Genomic DNA, 17,520 nt, shown 5'->3' with positions numbered 1-17,520 from the left:
CTTCCCCCTCGTTGATTGAATCATCGCTTGTCTGTCTATCATACGACTGTTTCGTAAAAAAAGACTACGCAGGAATTCCCACGTAGTCTTAGCGTATACCCTTACTTATTTGATTTTCCCTTTATTCTCCAACAAGTTGAAAATTCGTTTTGCCTGATCGGTATTGTCGCTCATACCAACGAACTTTTCTTGTTGTGGCCCGAATGCGTATACTGGTACATCGTCACCCGTATGACCGTCCGTCGTCCAGCCCGTTCCTGAACGCTGATCGAAAATTTTCTCGATGGCGTTGTCGATTTCCGTCACGTCATTCGTCTCAGCCGCTTTCTTCACAGAAGCAATCTCTTCAGACGTCAATTCTAAATCGATATTCTCACGTAAGACGGCTTCCACGTCCGCTCCACCTTCGATTTCTTTCGCCATGAAATCTGGTGTGCGTTTCGCTGCTTGGATCGGCGTCGGATCCCAGTTGTAGTTCCCGTCCGCTCCGATAGAAATACCGCCCGTCGAGTGGTCCGCTGTTACGACGACCAATGTCTCACCGTTCTCTTTGGCGAAGTCACGCACCACCTCAAACGCCTGCTCAAAGTCCTTCATCTCACTCATCGCACCGACGACGTCGTTGTCATGTCCAGCCCAGTCGATTTGGCTTCCTTCTACCATAAGGAAGAAACCATTGTCATTCCCTTTCAAACGGTCAAGTGCTGATGTCGTCATGTCTGCAAGACTTGGTTGCTCCTCGTCACGATCAATCATCTTATCCATGCCAACTTCTGCGAAGAGACCAAGCACTTGCTCGTTATTGTCTTGCTTCATTTCCTCAGCAGACGTGACGTAGCTGTAGCCGTCTTCTTGGAACTGCTTGGCGATATTTCGGTCCGAGCGTTCGAAGAATTTCGTTCCGCCTCCGAGCATGACGTCCACTTTATGTTCTCCATTAATCAAATCATCATAGTAATCGTTAGCGATGGCGTTTTCACTCTTACGTTGCTCTTCATGTGCCCCGTAAGATGCCGGTGTCGCATGCGTGATTTCTGACGTGGCGACAAGTCCTGTCGACATGCCGTTCTCTTTCGCTTGTTCGAGTACCGTTTTCACGTCTGTTTTGTCGTTATCGACGGCAATTGCGTTGTTATACGTCTTGACACCAGAACTCATCGCCGTCGCTGCGGCTGCCGAATCTGTGACGTTCTCCGCGTCGTCTTCAGGATATGTCGATTGCATACCCACCAAATGTGAATCGAAGGCCGTCGGCTCCATCTCCACCGTCTCTTCATTGTCGTTCATGTAACGAAGCGCTGTCGTATAAGGCACGCCCATCCCGTCCCCGATCATAAAGATGACGTTTTTCGCCTTATGATTCTTTGAATCTTTCGCGGCTTCTGCTTCATTTTGTTGCTGAACTCCAACGATTCCCCCAAGTGCAAGCGTCGAAACGACCGCGAGTGGAACGAACTTCTTCATTGTCTTTTTCATCTGTAAACCCTCCCGAATGTTTGCTACTTCTGTAGCGTAACGGACGATTGTAAAGATATATTTTCAGAACGAATACAGGTCTGTATGGTTTTTGTAAATAGAGAAAGGACGCCTCATTGAGACGTCCTTGAATCGATCAGCCGTTCTTCATACTAAATTCATCTGCAAGGGTGAAGGACACGTCCTTTACTTCTAGTCCGCTCAATGCGAAATAGAGTTGGAGATAGTTATGCTGGTTCAAGAAGAAGACCTGCTTCGTCTGCGTCACCCATTCTCCGTCCGTCCCGTTAAACGTGAACGTCGCACCCGGGATATTGTTCGCAAACAACGTCACCGGCATCTGCGCCAACTCTCCCGCGTTCGAACGAGCAGTCAACGTGATGTCATACGTTCCGGTCTGGTCGACCGAGATGGCGAAGACGTGCGTGCTGCCTGTCGATGTGTCGATTCCTGACAAATCGACGCGCTCCCCGTTCTCGAGATGTTGATAGTCCAACTCGAATGTGTCTTGTTGATTCGTCTCATCTTCAAATCCGAGCACCTCGACCGAACCATCATGAATTCCGAGAAGACGCTCCATCGCCGGTGATTTCAAGATGAATAAACAAATGTTCCGCGCGCTCCGCAACAACTCACCCCGTGTGACGATTCCCTCTTCGAGCGATGCCATGGTATTGTCCTCGAATGAGTTGAGGTCCGGACGGTCGACGACCATGTACAAGTCGTTTTGCGAGCGAACCATCGCTGCCGTATTTTGACGGTTGGCCGACTCATCCTCACGGAAGTTCACTTTTGCCCACCAGTCTGTCATGACGATGCCTTCAAAGCCCCACTCGTCACGTAAGATACGCGTGTTTTGGTCGTATAATCCTGCCGTCCAGATCCCGTTGACCGCACCATATGTCGTCATGATGGACGATGCGCGTCCTTCTTTCACCGCCATCTCGAACCCTTTCAAATAAATCTCGCGTAACGCCCGCTCCGAGACGACCGAATCGATATCGTGACGATGCGCCTCTTGGTTATTGGCACTGAAGTGCTTGAGTGTTCCCGTCACCCCGACACGATGCATGCCGTTCAGTTGAGCGACCGCCATCTTTCCAGTCAAATGCGGATCTTCTGAGAAATACTCGAAGTTTCGACCATTCAACGGGTTACGGTGAATGTTCATCCCTGGTCCGAGCAACGTATCGACCCGGTTTTTACGCATCTCAAGCCCAGTCATCTCAAACAAGTCTTCGACGAGGTCGACGTTAAACGTGGAAGCCAAAAGCGTCCCATTCGGAAGCGCGAACGCCTTTGTCCCGATATCCATACGGATGCCTGACGGACCGTCGGCACAACATGCCGCTGGAATCTCGAGTTCGTTCAATCGATCGGATACGCCACCAAACGCAGCTGCCGTCCCCGGTGTGACACGTGGTGAGTTCATCCCTTGTCCGCGGACAATCGTAGCCAAATCCTCATCCGTCAATTGATCCAAGAATGTGTCGAGAGACGCCTTTCCATGGTACACATCACTCAATTTGATGCCTTGGTCATCTGTGAACGGTCGCGTCTCAGGACGTTCTTCCAAATAACGTGTCTCAACATCAACGGCACGAAGCGGTGTCGATTCGTAGCCCACTTCAATTCCTTGTTCTCCTTGAATCGGTCTCATCCGTTCAAACGGGAGGACAGGCGCCATGTTTTCACTTAACGTCTCGAGGACACGTTTCTCCTGTTGCTCGACTTCGAGAGCAAGTGAAGCCGAACGCACATCCGTTCCGACGTATAACCGATACGTTCCTGCCTCTAGAACGAAGCTCGATTCATGACCCGTCACGCCTGAGTCGTCATAGCTCGCAAAGTCAGTCATGTCGACGCTAAACGAAAGAGTTTGGCGTTCGTTTGGTTCAAGGAGCAATGTTTTCTCAAACGCCACCAATGACCGGAGCGGGTTCCCAAGCTTCCCTTGCGGTTTCTCGACATAGAGCTGAACGACTTCTTTCCCGTCACAGTCACCCGTGTTCGTCACCTCCACATCAACCGTTAGGATGCCATCGACTTCTTGAGTCTGTTTGACCTCCGTTTTGAACGTCGTGTAAGACAGACCGAAACCGAATGGGTATAAAACATCATCCTTCGCGAACGTCTCGAAGTAGCGATAACCGACATAGATGTCTTCTTGATAAATGCCTTTGTCTGCATGACCGAAGTTCTTTGTCGACGGATAATCCTCAATCGAGCGAGCAATCGTATCCGTCAGTTTCCCGGAAGGACTTACATCTCCGACGAGAACGTCGACGAGTCCTTTTCCACCTTCCATCCCGCCTTGCCATGCATAAAGGATCGCACTCGGCTCATTTGCCCATTTCATGTCGATGATGTTCCCGACATTTAAGACGACGACCGTTTTGTTGAAGCGTTTCGTGACGCGCTCGATCATCGCGTGTTCGATATCCGTCAATAAGTAACTGCCTGGGTCGGCCGTGTTGTCACGGTCTTCTCCTGCCGTGCGTCCAATCATGATGAGCGCAATATCCGATTCTTGTGCCGTCTGTTCAACGAGTTCGTCCGTTACGTCCATCTCCTGTTGCGACCACGGTTCACCTGCCCAACCGACACCTTGGTCGAACGGATTCTCTTTCACCCATGCCTCATACGTCGAATAGAGCGATTCATTGATTTGAATATCCGTATTTTCACGTAGTGCCTCGAGCGGCGTCGTGACGTGACCGACGTTTACCATCCCACCTGAGCCCGTACCGCTCTTATAGTAATGGAACTGGCTACGACCAAATACGGCGAGCTTCGTTCCAGGCTGTAACGGGAGCGTCTTCTGATCGTTTTTGACTAACACGACGCCTTCCGCGACCGCTTGCCGGGCCAATTCCTCATAACGTTTCCAATCCAATGTATACTGTTTCATTTCGTCAGCTCCTTTAATCCTATTGCGATTTCATTCATACAATCTTCTGCCTGTGGGTAGTCTCCTAATTTGTCCATGAAGGCATGATCCATACCCCGATATTGAATGAGGCGTGTCGGGACACCCGCTCGTGCCAGTTTCCGCGCATACGCCTCCCCTTCGAGTCGTAAGTAATCGTATTCGGCCGTCACAATCAAAGTCGGTGGTAGACTCGAGACATCGTCTGCGAATAATGGTGAGACGAGCGGATGCGTGACATCCGCCTTTCCTTGAAGATAGAGGTCATTGAAAAATGAGTCCGTGTCGGCGAGCGCGAGCACGATACCTCGAATCAAGTCGTGATGATGCGAAATATGATATGCATCGAGCGTCCATTCAAAATCATCTGTCGGAATCGACCCTAGATTGACGACCGGATAGACGAGCGCTTGGTAACGAATGCGCGCTGTCCCGCGCTCTTGCTCCATCAGACAGCAAGCGGTCGCCAAGTTGCCACCGGCACTGTCACCGGCGACGCCGATTCGATCTTTCAGGATGTTCAACTCACTCGCATTGTCATACACCCATTCAAAGGCGCGATCACAATCGTTCAATCCGGCCGGGAACGGGTGCTCCGGGGCGAGACGATAATCGACAGAGATGACGACCGCGTTCGCCCGTTCCGCCAGCAACTTACATGGATTCTCGACCGTCTCGAGCGTCCCTCCGAAGAACCCGCCACCATGGAAGAAGAGAATCGCTGGGACTGGTTCGGTATGATGTGGGCGATACAGACGGACCGGGATGTCTCCGTCTTCACTTGGAATCTTTACATATTCGGTTTTGATAGCAGTCGTCGTCTGATCCCGGTTCGGCCAACCCATGCTGGCACGTGCCACCTCGAGATTAAATTCGCCATCCGGTTCGTCATCTGAATGATTCGAGGTAAGTGTCGCAAACACGCGTGGATCGAGGTCACCGGTACGATCTGAATCTGGAATTGGTTTGATGATGGTTTCGAGATGATTTGATCTCGTAAGTTGTTGATGTTGATTCAGACGATCAATGAGATGTTCATAACTGTGTCCCACTATGTAAACTCCTTTCAATCAACCTTTGATATAGTCTATTTTTATGTGACATTCGCTTTCCTACCGTCTTTCGGTCTATAATGGACTGTATTGCAAATAGACATTGAAATTTTCTGAAGCAGAAGTTTTCACGAAAGAATGAGGTTACCCATGAACAAACAGCAATTTACTGATTATCGCCTGAGCGACGAGATTACTCGTGCGTTAGGCATTATGAAATACGAATCACCGACCGAAGTTCAACAACAGGTCATCCCACGTGCGCTCGAGCGCGAAGACTTGATCGTCAAAGCACAGACGGGAAGCGGAAAGACAGCTGCTTTCGGGATTCCGGTCATCGAGCTCATCGACTGGGCCGAAAACAAACCGCAAGTGCTCGTCTTGACGCCGACACGCGAACTCGCTGTTCAAGTCCGAGAAGACATGACGAACATCGGACGTTTCAAGCGAATCAAAGCGACTGCCGTCTACGGGAAAGAGCCGTTCTCGAAACAGCGTGAAGAGTTGAAACAAAAGACACATATCGTTGTCGGTACACCTGGACGGGTCATGGACCACATCGAGCGCGAGACCCTCTCACTCGACCGAATCGAATACTTGATCATCGACGAAGCGGATGAGATGCTCAACCGCGGATTCCTCGCTGACGTCGAGAAGATTCTTCAACAGTTGCCAAATGAGCGCGTGACGATGGTCTTCTCAGCGACGTTCCCACAAGATATCGAACGTCTCTGCCAAAAGCACATGAATGCTCCGGCACGTGTCGCCATCGAGTCGACTGGCATGACCGCTTCAACAATCGAACACCGTCTCCTCCCGGTTCATCGGAACGAGAAGTTAGCTGTGCTTCAAGACATCACGGTCGTTGAGAACCCCGACAGCTGTATGATTTTCTGTCGGACGAAAGAGAACGTCGACACGGTGTACGCCGAGCTCGACAAAGCCGGCTATTCAGCTGAACGTCTCCATGGTGGACTCGAACAAGAAGACCGTTTCGCCGTCATGAACGGCTTCAAGATGGGCAATTTCCGTTACCTCGTCGCGACAGACGTCGCAGCACGTGGAATCGATGTCGATAACGTCGAACTCGTCATCAACTATGACGTTCCCGTCGAAAAGGAAAGTTACGTGCACCGTACGGGTCGTACGGGACGGGCCGGCAAACAAGGAACGGCGATCACGCTCATGACCCGTCAGGAAGAACGCCTCATCGGAGCTATCGAATCATACGTTCAATTCGAGATCCCGATGATTGATGCTCCGACTGAAGCGGAAGTCGCGGCTAACCAGGATGCCTTTGAGCAAAAGTTGAGCGGACGACGCGTCGTTCGAAACAACAAGACGGCTCGCATCAACCAGGACATCATGAAACTCCACTTCAGTGGCGGGAAGAAGAAAAAACTTCGCGCTGTCGACTTCGTCGGCACAATCGCCAAAATCCCTGGCGTATCCGCTGACGACATCGGCATCATCACAATCAATGACCAGATGACGTACGTCGATATCCTTAACGGAAAAGGCTCAATCGTCCTTCAAGCGATGGAGACAACGCCTGTCAAAGGGAAAAAACTTAAAGTGAGCAAAGCTCGTAAATAATCATGTGTAAGGACCTTAAAGTCGATATGACTCCAAGGTCCTTTTCTTATGTCCTTATGGTTGGAAAGGATTGAATCCTTCAATCGCATAAATTAACCAACCTGTTCCTGATACAGACTCCACACTTTTCATTGTCCAATATCCATTATTCGTACCAAGAAGCGAATACGGAACGCCACCTGTTCCGTAGAAATCCTGAATCTTGATGATCTCATTTAGGAAATAGTCAGCGTCAGCAGTTCTTCCTGCCATTTTAAATGAAACGACCATCTGTCCTTGACCTTCAAACCAAACATCGTTTTTATCGCCGTTAAAATCAAAACCATTGATGGTGATTGAGCTACCTTTTACACGCTTCGTTTGTGTGTTGCGATGTTGATTCATTACATAGTCCAACCCACGATCGTATTGATGTGTACCGGTTGTTCCAAGCGCTTGAACACCCCAAGCATTCGTGTCCATTGGATTGTTCGGATCATTTCGACCTGCCCAGAAGAATCCTTCTGCCTCTTGCCATACTTTCGTGTCTAAAAACGATTTAACGTTTGTAGCTTCTTGCGTGTAGCCATAGTGCTTGAGCATAGCGTAAGCATCTTGGTTATGCTCAGTTGAAGCCCATGTCAATACACTACCTGTTGTGTCGAGCCCACCATTGATTCCACCATCTGCTTGTTGGAACTGAAGTGACCAATCAATGGCACGAATGGCCATATCACGATAGGTCACCGTATCCCCTGTATCTACTTCATACTTGGCAATCGCCATCACGACCCATAAAACAGGACCGACATGTTGATTGAATTCTTGGACAGACAAGTTATTGCAGTAGTATGCCGTATACCATGAACCTTGAGCAGTCTGTAAATTCTTCAATGTATCTAAGACCGATTTAGCGCTTGCGGTATCTCCTTTCACTAAGAAAGCGATAGCTGCTACCGCTTGATCATATGTATAAGAGATTTGTTGAGCATCCGAGAAACTGTCGACTAAACCAGTTGTACATTGTTGACTCTTTAACCAGTTATACGCCTTATTTGAAGCAGTTGATGTATCTGTTACCGCTAACGATGACGACGGGGCTGAAAAAATCACGATGAAACTCAGTAAAACAAGTAATGCATTCTTCATTTTCAACATAGATAAGCCTCCTTATATCATTATCGAAAGCGCTTTCGTTGAATCGTAAAAAAAATACACGTTTTCAAAGATATATTTTAACTTATAGAAAACGCTTTCACATGCATCATACCCATTACACTTATAAATTTCAACCTTCCTCACTCGATTGTCAAAAAAGAGCCCAATCTGTCGTTTGGGCTCAGTCTTCCAAGTGGAGAAAATCAAATTTTGAGTCGATGGTTGAACTGTGGCTCGTTTGATGAATCGATTCGTCACCACTCACGAGGTATGTGTACTCAGCATCCGGTTCTGTCGAAAATTTCACGAACAATGTATGAGGATTCATACTCTCAAAACCGTCCTTCCCATAAGGAATAGAGCGGACGGTGATGGTTTCGGTTGGATATCGATTCTTGAGATACGCTTCGAGCACTATTTTTTCTTCCTGCACCTGTTGATTCACCCAATAAGGACGAACTGAATAGAATATTCCGTACGCCAATACACAACATACCGTCACAATCCGTATACGCCTGCGCCATTTCCCGTGAAATTGAAACGACAGCAAAGCCAATACAACCACGATGGCGAACACGACTAGTAGATCAATCAACTCAAGCGGATGCATTGCGTTTCCTCCGATCAGTCTAGCGACTCTTCAGAGATGAGTTTGAACCCTTCAATCTCCGTCTCTTCTTCCACTTCGATCAACAAACATGGTTTCCCTTTATAGTTCACTTGCTTCACGTATTTCAAATCTTGTGGACTAACGGAGATATTGGCGACCTTTGTATTGATCTTGATTGATTTTGATGTATACTTCGGAACGACACTCGTCGCTTTCATCTCGTACTTCGTGTCATCCACGACTTGCTTGAACGCCTGCTCGACTTTTTCTGTCGTTACATCTTCCACGCCGCTCGCTCGCAAGACGACCTCGACGGCACGGGAGTCGAGCATCGCTACCCTCTCTTCTTCCTGTTCATTCTCTTCTTCCGCGACAATGATTTGATTGATCTCATCGTAAACGGTCGCAAGCGTCCGAGAATTGACCTCTTCCCCGATGACCGCTTTGACCACTTCTTCAAAGACCGCCTTCTCTTCCACTGCTGTAACGATTTCCGAACCGTTCAGCACTTTCTCGATGAACGTCATATCCGGTTGATGCGCTTTTTGCGCCGAATAGAGGACATGGTTCACATCGGCCGCATTATCCGTGAAGCATGGGAATAAGAAGCCGCCGATTGGCGCCTCGAGTTTGATGATTGGATTCACAATCAGACTGGCTTTAAATTCACGCTCGACGAAGTCGAAGACGAGTGATTTTTTCGGAAGTTCAGTCGGGCTGATGCTGCCGAGGATGAATTTCGTCGTATACACTTCATCGTTCGCGTGAATCTCAGACTCTTCCGAATATCGGTTCGTCGGCTTATTGTAATTCCCTCGGATGAACGTCACGACCATGTCTTTTTCAAATGGCGTGTCTTTCACCATCTTCAACGCGATGCGCTGCATGTAGTCCGTCCATACGTCGGTCTCTTCCGTACGAAGTCCTTCATATAGCAATCCTTGCGTATGGTCGACCTGACCTTCCTCAGGATATTGGAACTTCACTTCGAACAATTTTTCATCGAGTTTTCCACCGAGCACTTTTTTGAAGTTCGTCAAAAACAGCTCCTGCTGCTCTTCTTCTAAGAACGGGAACGGACGCAACTCTTCATAATAAATCTCATTCGTTTCCTGTCGGATGTAAATCGTATATAAGTCAGCAATCTTTAATTTGGTCGCATTCACTTTAAACTGTCGACGAATCGCCGCAATCTCTTTCTTGTTCATTCCATCCACCTCTTCTTTTCTCTCAATCCATGTCATTCATTATACCAGTCCTGATCGCTCACTAGTTCCAAAGAAATAACACCGAATTATCCATTAATGCTAGAGAAGGATTTGCGATAGTCTTTCTAATCATTTTGCAGATTTTCACACTTTTTCAAAATCGTCCTGTGTATGATCAAGTTGAATTTATTGCGTGATGTTTGTCTCACTTTTTGGTTGATGAAAGGTTGCCCACTTGCTTCGACAAGTGTTCATTCCAAATACATAGTAGGAGGCTTTATATGTTGAAGAAACTCATATCTGTCGCACTCGTCACATTGCTTGTTTGGGTGGCCGCGTCATTTGACGCCACACCGGTCTCTGCTTTCCCACCGAACATCCCATCGAAAGCGGATGCGCTCACGAAACTGAATGCGCTCACTGTCAAAAATGAAGGATCAATGACGGGGTATAGTCGTGACCTCTTCCCGCACTGGTCGAGTCAAGGAAGCGGTTGTAACACGCGTCACATCGTCTTGAAACGGGACGCTGACTCGGTCGTCGATGAATGTCCGGTAACGACCGGCTCATGGTACAGTTACTATGACGGGATCACGTTCACGTCAGCATCTGACCTCGATATCGATCACGTCGTCCCGCTCGCCGAAGCGTGGCGTTCTGGTGCAAGCAGCTGGACGACGACAAAACGTCAAAGCTTTGCGAACGACTTGAACGGTCCTCAATTGATTGCGGTGTCTGCTTCATCGAACCGCTCAAAAGGAGACCAAGATCCATCGACATGGCAACCCCCTCGCACGGGTGCTCGCTGTGCGTATGCGAAGATGTGGGTCGAGACGAAGAGTCGTTGGGGCTTGAGCCTTCAATCTTCAGAGAAGTCAGCACTCACGACAGCCATCAACGCTTGTATTTATTAAGTTAGAAAAGGAGTCTTCCAATGAACGAAATCACTTCAATTTTTAAGGCAACCCACGGTGTTATGACGGAAGAAGTCGGTGTCATCAGTGGTGACTTGGAATTGACGACGGCGTGTCAGGAAGATGGTTCCTTGACACTCCACATCACATATGTCGGAGCGAAAGATGTGTATACGCTCCCGGGGAGTCCATATCAACTGCATGACCCGAACGATCATGACGTCATCCATCAGATGCTCGTGAACATTCTCGAGCGGACGTAAAAACATCGCCAACTCCGAATCAAGGGGTTGGCGATGTTTCGTCTTTCCGATATTTCATTAACAAGTCTTTCGGGATGTGACAATAATCATCCGGACAACGCGTCAATCGGTCCTGATGCTCGTCCGCACTCCGCACATAGTTGGTGAGCGGTTTTACTTCAACGGCAATCCGTTCCGCATCCGAGCGTCGATCGATAAACGCTTGTGCCTCCATCAAGTGCCGTGACTCCTCACTGTATACGCCCGTACGATACTTCTCCCCGACATCGATTCCTTGTTGATTGACGCTATATGGGTCGATGATTTCAAATAAATAGTGCATCAATTCATCTACCTTCACACACTCTGGATCAAACGTTGTTTTGACACATTCGACGTATCCGTCATACTCTCCGTCTAACGTATCGGTCGTTCCGTTCGCGCGTCCCGCTTCGGTTGAGAAAACGCCAGGTAACGTCTTCACGAATTCCTGGACACCCCATAGGCATCCGCCGGCTAAATAGATCGTTTCGATGTGAATCACTCCCCGTCTATTTGAATCTTTTCTAAAAGCATACACGTAATGATGAGAGAAGGGAGAGATTCGATTGAATAAACAACGTTTTCTCACCACATTGACCAGCTCCATCATCCTCTTTGTTGCCATGACCTTTATTTTTCGCAACGACTTTTCTCTATTCGCTGAAATGGCAATCATCTTTTTAGCGGTCGTTGTAGGTCAAACCATCCTCGAACGACTATTTCGACGCTTTGCGGAGCAACGGGTATCGAATAAGACGGTATTCGTCTCGTTTCTGTCGATGCTAGTGATATTATGGACGTTCGCGGGTATCCTTTTTGATTGAATACGAAATCATTTTTCTTGAACATATCCCAATCGCTTCAAATCTTCATAAACGAGCGAAGACAACAGCGTCCGCCCATCACCGTTCAAATGGTCCGGGTTATGGAAGAACGACTGCTCATGAATGAATCGTTCATCCCCCATATAATTGAGGAACGGAACATCTAAATCAAGCTTCTTTAGGTGCTGAAACACGAGACGTTCCATGACTTCTTCATCAAAATACGTATGATATGACGCATGTACCGGCTCCATCGCCAAGACAACGCGATATCCTTTTTGCTCACAATAGTCGATGATGTCTTTTAAATGCGTCATGTTCTTTTCAATCTCATGATTGTTCACAGCATTCTCATATTGGGCAGCCACTTCCTCATACTTACGCTCGGAATAGTTCAGTCCGCCATTCTCCCATGGCTTGTGCGCATCAAATCGAAAATCGCGGATTTCCCGGGAAATAGCGGCATAAGCACTGCCACTATTCAGTGCAGGGAACTCTTCATGCGTATAATATTGAAACAGGCTGACCGGCTCGATGTCTTCACGGTCCAAAACACGATAATAATTTGCCTTCCGACCGACATCTGAGTTGCTGAATGTGATTTGAGATAGGGACACAATCACGACCCCACCTGGTTTCAAGTGTTTATCGTATTCTTTTAACATCTTCAAGTCATATTCAATCGGTTGACTCGGTAACGCCAAGTCGAGATGCGACAATCCGGTCGGTTTAAAATAATACCCATACATCGCATGAGACGTACCCAAATTGATGATATCGACAGGATGAGGGTCTTCTTTAAACGCTAGGACGGCCCGATTGTTATTGTACTCCCACGAGTCTTTCACGAACTCGTTGACGGGAATAAAGATGGCGATAATCACGAGTAACACAACGACGATTTTAATTCCTAAACGCTTCATGCTAATTCCTTTCCTTGCATCTTAAAACCCACCGTATACAAATCCTTGCCCCGACACGCCAAACAAGAAGGCCGAGACAATCAAGAACAAGTTGATGGCCACGCTCGTCACGGCAGACTGACGTGCCATCCAATCCCAAGCCGAACCTTTCGTCCGTTCAATATGTTGGAACAAGTGAACGACGACAAAGACGACGAGGAAGATAATCAAATCGAGTAACGAGAACATTTGAATCGCCTGCATCATGCCTGACAGTGCCCATGAAGTAGGCGTCACGTACAATTTGGCATGCGAGAACGCCTCTGCCATCGAATGCGATTGAAAGAAGACGCGAGAGAAGCAGACGAGCTGGAACGTGATGGCGATTTTCCACCACCGATGCAGTGTCGGCACGCGGTCAAACCCAACCAACGATGCCATTTTTTCACGCTGCTGTTTCGTATGGTCTCCGAACACACGATAGATCCCATGAATGAGTCCCCATAAGACAAAGTTCCATGCAGCACCGTGCCAAATGCCACTCACTAAAAACGTCGCAAGGATGGCACCGTAAATCTGTTCGCGCTTCTTCTTCCCTTTCGCGAGCGGCATGAAAATATAATCCCGTAACCACATCGAGAGTGTGATGTGCCAACGATTCCAGAAGTCGGCAATCGATACAGCGAAGTGTGGCTGCTTGAAGTTTTCTGATAACCGAATCCCGAGCAATCTTGCACAACCGATGGCGATATCACTGCACGCCGAGAAGTCGGCGAATAATTGAATCGAGAACAGCATCGTCGCGAGGACGATCTCTGAACCGGTCGGGTCCGGGCTATTGAACACACTTGCGACAATCGGAGCCAATCGGTCAGCAATCAACGTCTTCTTGAAGAATCCCCAAATGATACGCTGAATCCCATAGCTGATATTGTCGTAATCGAGATGTTGTTCCGTCTTCAGTTGCGGAAGCAGCTTTTTCGCCCGCTCAATCGGCCCCGCCACGAGTTGCGGGAAGAAGGCGAAATAGACCGAGAAATAGCCGTAATGACGCTCTGCTTTTTGCTTCCCTCGCGAGACGTCCACGACATAACTGATGGCTTGGAACGTATAGAACGAGATGGCCAACGGCAAGACGATTTCTTTGTACGGCACATCATAATCAAATCCGCTCCATGCGGCGAACGAACGGAGCGAATCATTGACGAAATTAAAATATTTGAACCATCCGAGGAAGAAGACGAGAACCGAGACACCGACCCACATGAGCCGCTTCTTCTGTTCTTTCTTTTCTTGCTTCTCAATCAGAATCCCAATCACATAAGTGAAGGCGGTACTGATCAACAGAAGCGGAATGAATTGGACGCTCAACGTGGCGTAAAAGACATAGCTCGCCAAGAGGAGGAGCATCCATCGGAAACGATGTGGGACCACGTAGTACGTTCCGACAATGATTGTTAAAAATAAGAGAAATTCAACCGAAATAAAAGTCATATTTACCACCTGATGTTATGAAACTTGACGATGTACCGATTCCTGACAATCAGGTGGTCACAAGTTCTCGCTTCGGCAATGCGGCATAACGAATCTTTCCGAACGAATTGCGTGGAATCTCGTCAATCTGCATTACCCGAACACCTTTCACCTTGATTTGATCTTTGATGATTTTTTTAATTTGCGCCACGTCATCCTGTAACGTATACACGTATAGTTGGTCGTCTTCGCCAGCGCAAACGCAGTCGTGTCCTTGCTCTCGAAGGAGAGCCTCGACTTCGTCTAAGCTGATTCGACTCCCATATAGTTTAATCATGCGCTTGATTCGGCCGACGATGAAGTAGTATCCATCCTCATCGCGATATGCCATGTCACCCGTACGCAAGACACCTTGATGGTCGTCACCTTTCTCAAGATCGGCCAACGAGGTCGCGTATCCGAACGACACGTTGTCGCCTTGATACACCAATTCGCCCGTCACGTTCGCATCTTTGATGTCGTTTCCGGCCTCGTCTCGTAATGAGAGCGCTCCACCTGGGATGGCGATGCCGATACTCCCCGCTTTTTCCGCATGCATCCGATCCGGTAAATACGACATCCGGGCCGTTGCTTCCGTCTGACCGTACATGATGAAAAATTGTATCCCTTTTTCTTCACACACCGTCACGAAGTGCTGTGCGAGCTTCGAATCTAACTTCCCACCAGCTTGCGTCAACTTCTTCAAACTAGGAAGTTCATACGTCTCAAAATTCAACCGTTTCAACATCTCATAATGAAACGGGACCCCACCGAACGTCGTCGCCTGCTCGGTACGACATAACTCCCAAAACTCTTTTTGAACGAGCGAGCGGTCTGTCAGAATAATGGTCGCCCCTTTCAACAGATGACTGTTAATGATGGAGAGCCCATATGAATAGTTCATCGGAAGGGTCGTGATCGGTTTATCCGTTTGATCGATGTCGAGATAGTCGATGATCGATGTGGCGTTCGCTGATAGATTCTTATAAGTGAGGCGGACAAATTTCGGACTTCCGGTACTCCCTGAAGTCGTCAACAGAAGGGCCAATTCATCATGAAGTTCATGGTGAACTGGTGCTCCTGTTTCAAACAAGGCGTAGCCGCCGTAACCGTAGTAAGCATTCAACGAGTTCGCCAAATCGTCTCTCGATTCCGGTGCCCATACGTGGGTCGGTCGATACCGTTCCATCAACTTCTGTAATTGCTCGGCTGGGATATCCGCGTCTAACAAAACGGGTACGACATGTCCCCGAATGAAACCGATATACCCGAAGAGCGACTCGATTCGGTTGGCACAAAGACAGAAGACGAGCGACCGTTCGCCGACTTCCTGACTAATCGCGTCGCCAACCTCTAACATCTCACCGTAAGTGTAAGAACGGTCCGCATAGACCGCCTCACGATCCGTGTACTGCTCGAGTGTTTGAAAAAGTGTCATGATTTAATGTCCACACCGAGGCGCTGCAGCAACGCGATGCCAGACTGATACGAATGGAACTCCGTCATTTCATCCGAGTCGATATAGACGTCAAACGCATCCTCGATTTCTGCGATGAGCGTCATGTGTCCAATCGAATCCCATTCCGTCGATTCTCCGAGCTTCATGTCCTCGAGAACCACATCGTCCTCTAATTCCAATCCGTTTTTAAATGCCATGTTATATGCTTCAAGCGTGCTCATTGTATTCATCCTTTCACGTTCACTCCAACGGTTCGATTTCATCTATTATTATTGACTGATAATGATAATCATTTGCCTTGTGATTCTATCACAATTTTTCGAAATCGGTCAATTCTTCATAGGAGAAAAAACTTGGAGTTGAGCGATTTATGCATGAAAAAGACCACATCGTTACGATGTGGTCTCAGGAGACGATAAGACATATTCAAGTTGCAAATCGAGTGGTTCTGCTTTATAGATTTCTGGCACGATTTCTTCGGCTACTATGCATCCCATCGCTTCATAGAAATGATATGTATCGACAGCCGGGTTCGCTCCGATGTATAGCTTTTTCGCGCCTCGTTCGATTGCTGCCTGACAGACACGTTCAAATAACACTTTCCCGATTCCCTGACCTCGGTAAGGACGACTCACATGAATGAAACCTAAGTTTAGATATTGCCTTTCCGTTCCGAACGGTTGTCCATTTAGTCCGGCAAAGCCAAGTAACGTCTCGCCCTTTTGGATTGCCACAACAACTCCGCCACGATCGATGTAGTAGTTGAGAATCTCAACGACCTGTTGTTTTTTCGCATTATCCCATTCATCGATATAATGCTCATCTTTTTGATAAAGTTGACCGCTCGGATCTACAGCATAGATGCGATGCGTTTCCTGAAAACGTTCAAAGGTTGTTAGAAAATCGGGAGCGATTTGATGTGTTAGAAGACTGATGGTGTGGTTCATAAAACTCTCCTATCATTTTAATCAGTTATTTAAGAAACCCAATATGCCACTTCATTTCCTACTTCGATTCCAAGCAAACTTAAAAAAACGTTCACCTAATGAATTCTTTAAAAATGTCACTTAATTCTTGTGGTGTTTCTTTCATACCGGTCTTCATCCACCTTTTCACAATACTTGCTAATGAATCTGCGTATACCGCATTCGCATACACTTCCGCTTTTTCGGATACATTGCAATTCTCATAAATTTGAAAATCTATACAAAGTAAATCAAAATGTTCCTCAAAGCGATTCAAAAGCGGAAGTAAATCATTTTCTTTTAAGAGATTCAAGAATTCGAGGTTGTCACTCCATATCTCAAAATACAACGTATCGAAATCAAGTTGCTCCTGTCCCGCTTCTGTTAGTGCAAGTTGAATTCTATGCCTAAATATTTGATACATGTGATAGGTGAGTACATCCTCTTTCGTATCAAAATGAGCATAAAATGTATTTCGCGCCAATCCCGCAGTTTTAGTAAGTTCTGATATCGTAATACTCGTAAAGTTCGTTCGACGCATTAATTCCAACATAGTATCCACTAAAAGATTGATTGACCTCTTAGAATTCGTATTTACAGGTTTTTGCTTTAGCATAAGTACTCCTTAATTTGTACAGAATGAGAGATTTGT

17 protein-coding genes are annotated in these 17,520 nt (G+C 47.5%); 4 read left to right on the top strand and 13 right to left on the bottom strand.

The window, feature by feature from the left end:
* Positions 1-105: 105 nt before the first annotated feature.
* The 3 genes from KNO87_RS09705 to KNO87_RS09695 form a co-directional block, all read right to left on the bottom strand.
* On the bottom strand, positions 106-1,476 hold the full coding sequence (locus KNO87_RS09705; RefSeq protein ID WP_214795834.1) for an alkaline phosphatase: 1,371 nt from the start codon (positions 1,474-1,476) through the stop codon (positions 106-108).
* A 136-nt stretch (positions 1,477-1,612) separates the two neighbouring features.
* A complete protein-coding gene (locus tag KNO87_RS09700; protein ID WP_214795826.1) occupies positions 1,613-4,387 on the bottom strand; it encodes a glycoside hydrolase family 3 protein in 2,775 nt (924 codons plus the stop codon).
* Entirely contained in the window at positions 4,384-5,457 is a 1,074-nt protein-coding gene (locus KNO87_RS09695) for an alpha/beta hydrolase (RefSeq protein WP_214795824.1), read from the bottom strand. The genes KNO87_RS09700 and KNO87_RS09695 overlap by 4 nt, the downstream gene beginning before the upstream one ends.
* Before the next feature lie 150 nt (positions 5,458-5,607).
* Between KNO87_RS09695 and KNO87_RS09690 the strand changes: the two genes are divergently transcribed.
* The gene (locus KNO87_RS09690; protein WP_214795822.1) at positions 5,608-7,053 is read left to right on the top strand and encodes a DEAD/DEAH box helicase; all 1,446 of its coding nucleotides are present in this window, start codon (positions 5,608-5,610) and stop codon (positions 7,051-7,053) included.
* Between the two features lie 54 nt (positions 7,054-7,107).
* Here the strand turns inward: KNO87_RS09690 and KNO87_RS09685 are convergent, their stop codons facing one another.
* From KNO87_RS09685 to KNO87_RS09675, 3 genes are all read right to left on the bottom strand, one after another.
* Positions 7,108-8,190 carry a prenyltransferase/squalene oxidase repeat-containing protein gene (locus tag KNO87_RS09685; protein WP_214795820.1) on the bottom strand — a complete coding sequence of 361 codons (1,083 nt, stop codon included), beginning with the start codon at positions 8,188-8,190 and terminating at the stop codon, positions 7,108-7,110.
* Between the two features lie 181 nt (positions 8,191-8,371).
* Positions 8,372-8,800: a hypothetical protein gene (locus tag KNO87_RS09680; protein ID WP_214795818.1), complete on the bottom strand. Its 429-nt coding sequence runs from the start codon at positions 8,798-8,800 to the stop codon at positions 8,372-8,374.
* 14 nt (positions 8,801-8,814) lie between these two features.
* Complete coding sequence (locus KNO87_RS09675; protein ID WP_214795816.1) at positions 8,815-10,008, bottom strand: DUF4317 domain-containing protein; 1,194 nt, start codon at positions 10,006-10,008, stop codon at positions 8,815-8,817.
* A gap of 281 nt (positions 10,009-10,289) precedes the next feature.
* On the opposite strand from KNO87_RS09675, the gene KNO87_RS09670 reads away from it, so the two are divergent.
* Together KNO87_RS09670 and KNO87_RS09665 are read left to right on the top strand one after the other, a co-directional pair.
* The gene (locus tag KNO87_RS09670) at positions 10,290-10,922 is read left to right on the top strand and encodes an HNH endonuclease family protein (protein WP_214795815.1); all 633 of its coding nucleotides are present in this window, start codon (positions 10,290-10,292) and stop codon (positions 10,920-10,922) included.
* Positions 10,923-10,942: 20 nt separating this feature from the next.
* On the top strand, positions 10,943-11,185 hold the full coding sequence (locus KNO87_RS09665; protein ID WP_214795813.1) for a hypothetical protein: 243 nt from the start codon (positions 10,943-10,945) through the stop codon (positions 11,183-11,185).
* Positions 11,186-11,204: 19 nt separating this feature from the next.
* Here KNO87_RS09665 and KNO87_RS09660 read toward each other — a convergent pair whose 3' ends face one another.
* Positions 11,205-11,699: a peptide-methionine (S)-S-oxide reductase gene (locus KNO87_RS09660; RefSeq protein WP_214796183.1), complete on the bottom strand. Its 495-nt coding sequence runs from the start codon at positions 11,697-11,699 to the stop codon at positions 11,205-11,207.
* A 73-nt stretch (positions 11,700-11,772) separates the two neighbouring features.
* On the opposite strand from KNO87_RS09660, the gene KNO87_RS09655 reads away from it, so the two are divergent.
* Complete coding sequence (locus KNO87_RS09655; RefSeq protein ID WP_214795811.1) at positions 11,773-12,030, top strand: hypothetical protein; 258 nt, start codon at positions 11,773-11,775, stop codon at positions 12,028-12,030.
* A gap of 8 nt (positions 12,031-12,038) precedes the next feature.
* Here the strand turns inward: KNO87_RS09655 and KNO87_RS09650 are convergent, their stop codons facing one another.
* From KNO87_RS09650 to KNO87_RS09625, 6 genes are all read right to left on the bottom strand, one after another.
* On the bottom strand, positions 12,039-12,953 hold the full coding sequence (locus KNO87_RS09650) for a hypothetical protein (protein WP_214795809.1): 915 nt from the start codon (positions 12,951-12,953) through the stop codon (positions 12,039-12,041).
* A gap of 21 nt (positions 12,954-12,974) precedes the next feature.
* Positions 12,975-14,426, bottom strand: a complete 1,452-nt coding sequence (locus KNO87_RS09645) for an MBOAT family O-acyltransferase (RefSeq protein WP_214795807.1) — start codon at positions 14,424-14,426, stop codon at positions 12,975-12,977.
* A gap of 49 nt (positions 14,427-14,475) precedes the next feature.
* On the bottom strand, positions 14,476-15,882 hold the full coding sequence (locus KNO87_RS09640; RefSeq protein ID WP_214795805.1) for an AMP-binding protein: 1,407 nt from the start codon (positions 15,880-15,882) through the stop codon (positions 14,476-14,478).
* Complete coding sequence (locus KNO87_RS09635; protein WP_214795803.1) at positions 15,879-16,124, bottom strand: acyl carrier protein; 246 nt, start codon at positions 16,122-16,124, stop codon at positions 15,879-15,881. Before KNO87_RS09635 ends, KNO87_RS09640 begins: the two co-directional genes overlap by 4 nt.
* 171 nt (positions 16,125-16,295) lie before the next feature.
* Complete coding sequence (locus KNO87_RS09630; RefSeq protein ID WP_214795801.1) at positions 16,296-16,850, bottom strand: GNAT family N-acetyltransferase; 555 nt, start codon at positions 16,848-16,850, stop codon at positions 16,296-16,298.
* Between the two features lie 91 nt (positions 16,851-16,941).
* Positions 16,942-17,484 (bottom strand): TetR/AcrR family transcriptional regulator, encoded by a 543-nt coding sequence (locus tag KNO87_RS09625; protein ID WP_214789964.1) that lies wholly within the window; start codon positions 17,482-17,484, stop codon positions 16,942-16,944.
* Between the last annotated feature and the right edge of the window lie 36 nt (positions 17,485-17,520).

It is taken from the genome of Exiguobacterium sp. s34 (assembly GCF_018617435.1).
GTDB lineage: Bacteria > Bacillota > Bacilli > Exiguobacteriales > Exiguobacteriaceae > Exiguobacterium > Exiguobacterium aestuarii.
This window is presented reverse-complemented; position numbering and strand designations above follow the sequence as displayed.

What these genes read in the sequence shown, in the direction of transcription:
- KNO87_RS09705 (WP_214795834.1), bottom strand. Translation starts at nt 1,476, where the DNA reads ATGAAAAAGACAATGAAGAAGTTCGTTCCACTCGCGGTCGTTTCGACG.
- KNO87_RS09700 (WP_214795826.1), bottom strand. Translation starts at nt 4,387, where the DNA reads ATGAAACAGTATACATTGGATTGGAAACGTTATGAGGAATTGGCCCGG.
- KNO87_RS09690 (WP_214795822.1), top strand. Translation starts at nt 5,608, where the DNA reads ATGAACAAACAGCAATTTACTGATTATCGCCTGAGCGACGAGATTACT.
- KNO87_RS09685 (WP_214795820.1), bottom strand. Translation starts at nt 8,190, where the DNA reads ATGTTGAAAATGAAGAATGCATTACTTGTTTTACTGAGTTTCATCGTG.
- KNO87_RS09680 (WP_214795818.1), bottom strand. Translation starts at nt 8,800, where the DNA reads ATGCATCCGCTTGAGTTGATTGATCTACTAGTCGTGTTCGCCATCGTG.
- KNO87_RS09675 (WP_214795816.1), bottom strand. Translation starts at nt 10,008, where the DNA reads ATGAACAAGAAAGAGATTGCGGCGATTCGTCGACAGTTTAAAGTGAAT.
- KNO87_RS09670 (WP_214795815.1), top strand. Translation starts at nt 10,290, where the DNA reads ATGTTGAAGAAACTCATATCTGTCGCACTCGTCACATTGCTTGTTTGG.
- KNO87_RS09665 (WP_214795813.1), top strand. Translation starts at nt 10,943, where the DNA reads ATGAACGAAATCACTTCAATTTTTAAGGCAACCCACGGTGTTATGACG.
- KNO87_RS09650 (WP_214795809.1), bottom strand. Translation starts at nt 12,953, where the DNA reads ATGAAGCGTTTAGGAATTAAAATCGTCGTTGTGTTACTCGTGATTATC.
- KNO87_RS09645 (WP_214795807.1), bottom strand. Translation starts at nt 14,426, where the DNA reads ATGACTTTTATTTCGGTTGAATTTCTCTTATTTTTAACAATCATTGTC.
- KNO87_RS09640 (WP_214795805.1), bottom strand. Translation starts at nt 15,882, where the DNA reads ATGACACTTTTTCAAACACTCGAGCAGTACACGGATCGTGAGGCGGTC.
- KNO87_RS09635 (WP_214795803.1), bottom strand. Translation starts at nt 16,124, where the DNA reads ATGAGCACGCTTGAAGCATATAACATGGCATTTAAAAACGGATTGGAA.
- KNO87_RS09630 (WP_214795801.1), bottom strand. Translation starts at nt 16,850, where the DNA reads ATGAACCACACCATCAGTCTTCTAACACATCAAATCGCTCCCGATTTT.
- KNO87_RS09625 (WP_214789964.1), bottom strand. Translation starts at nt 17,484, where the DNA reads ATGCTAAAGCAAAAACCTGTAAATACGAATTCTAAGAGGTCAATCAAT.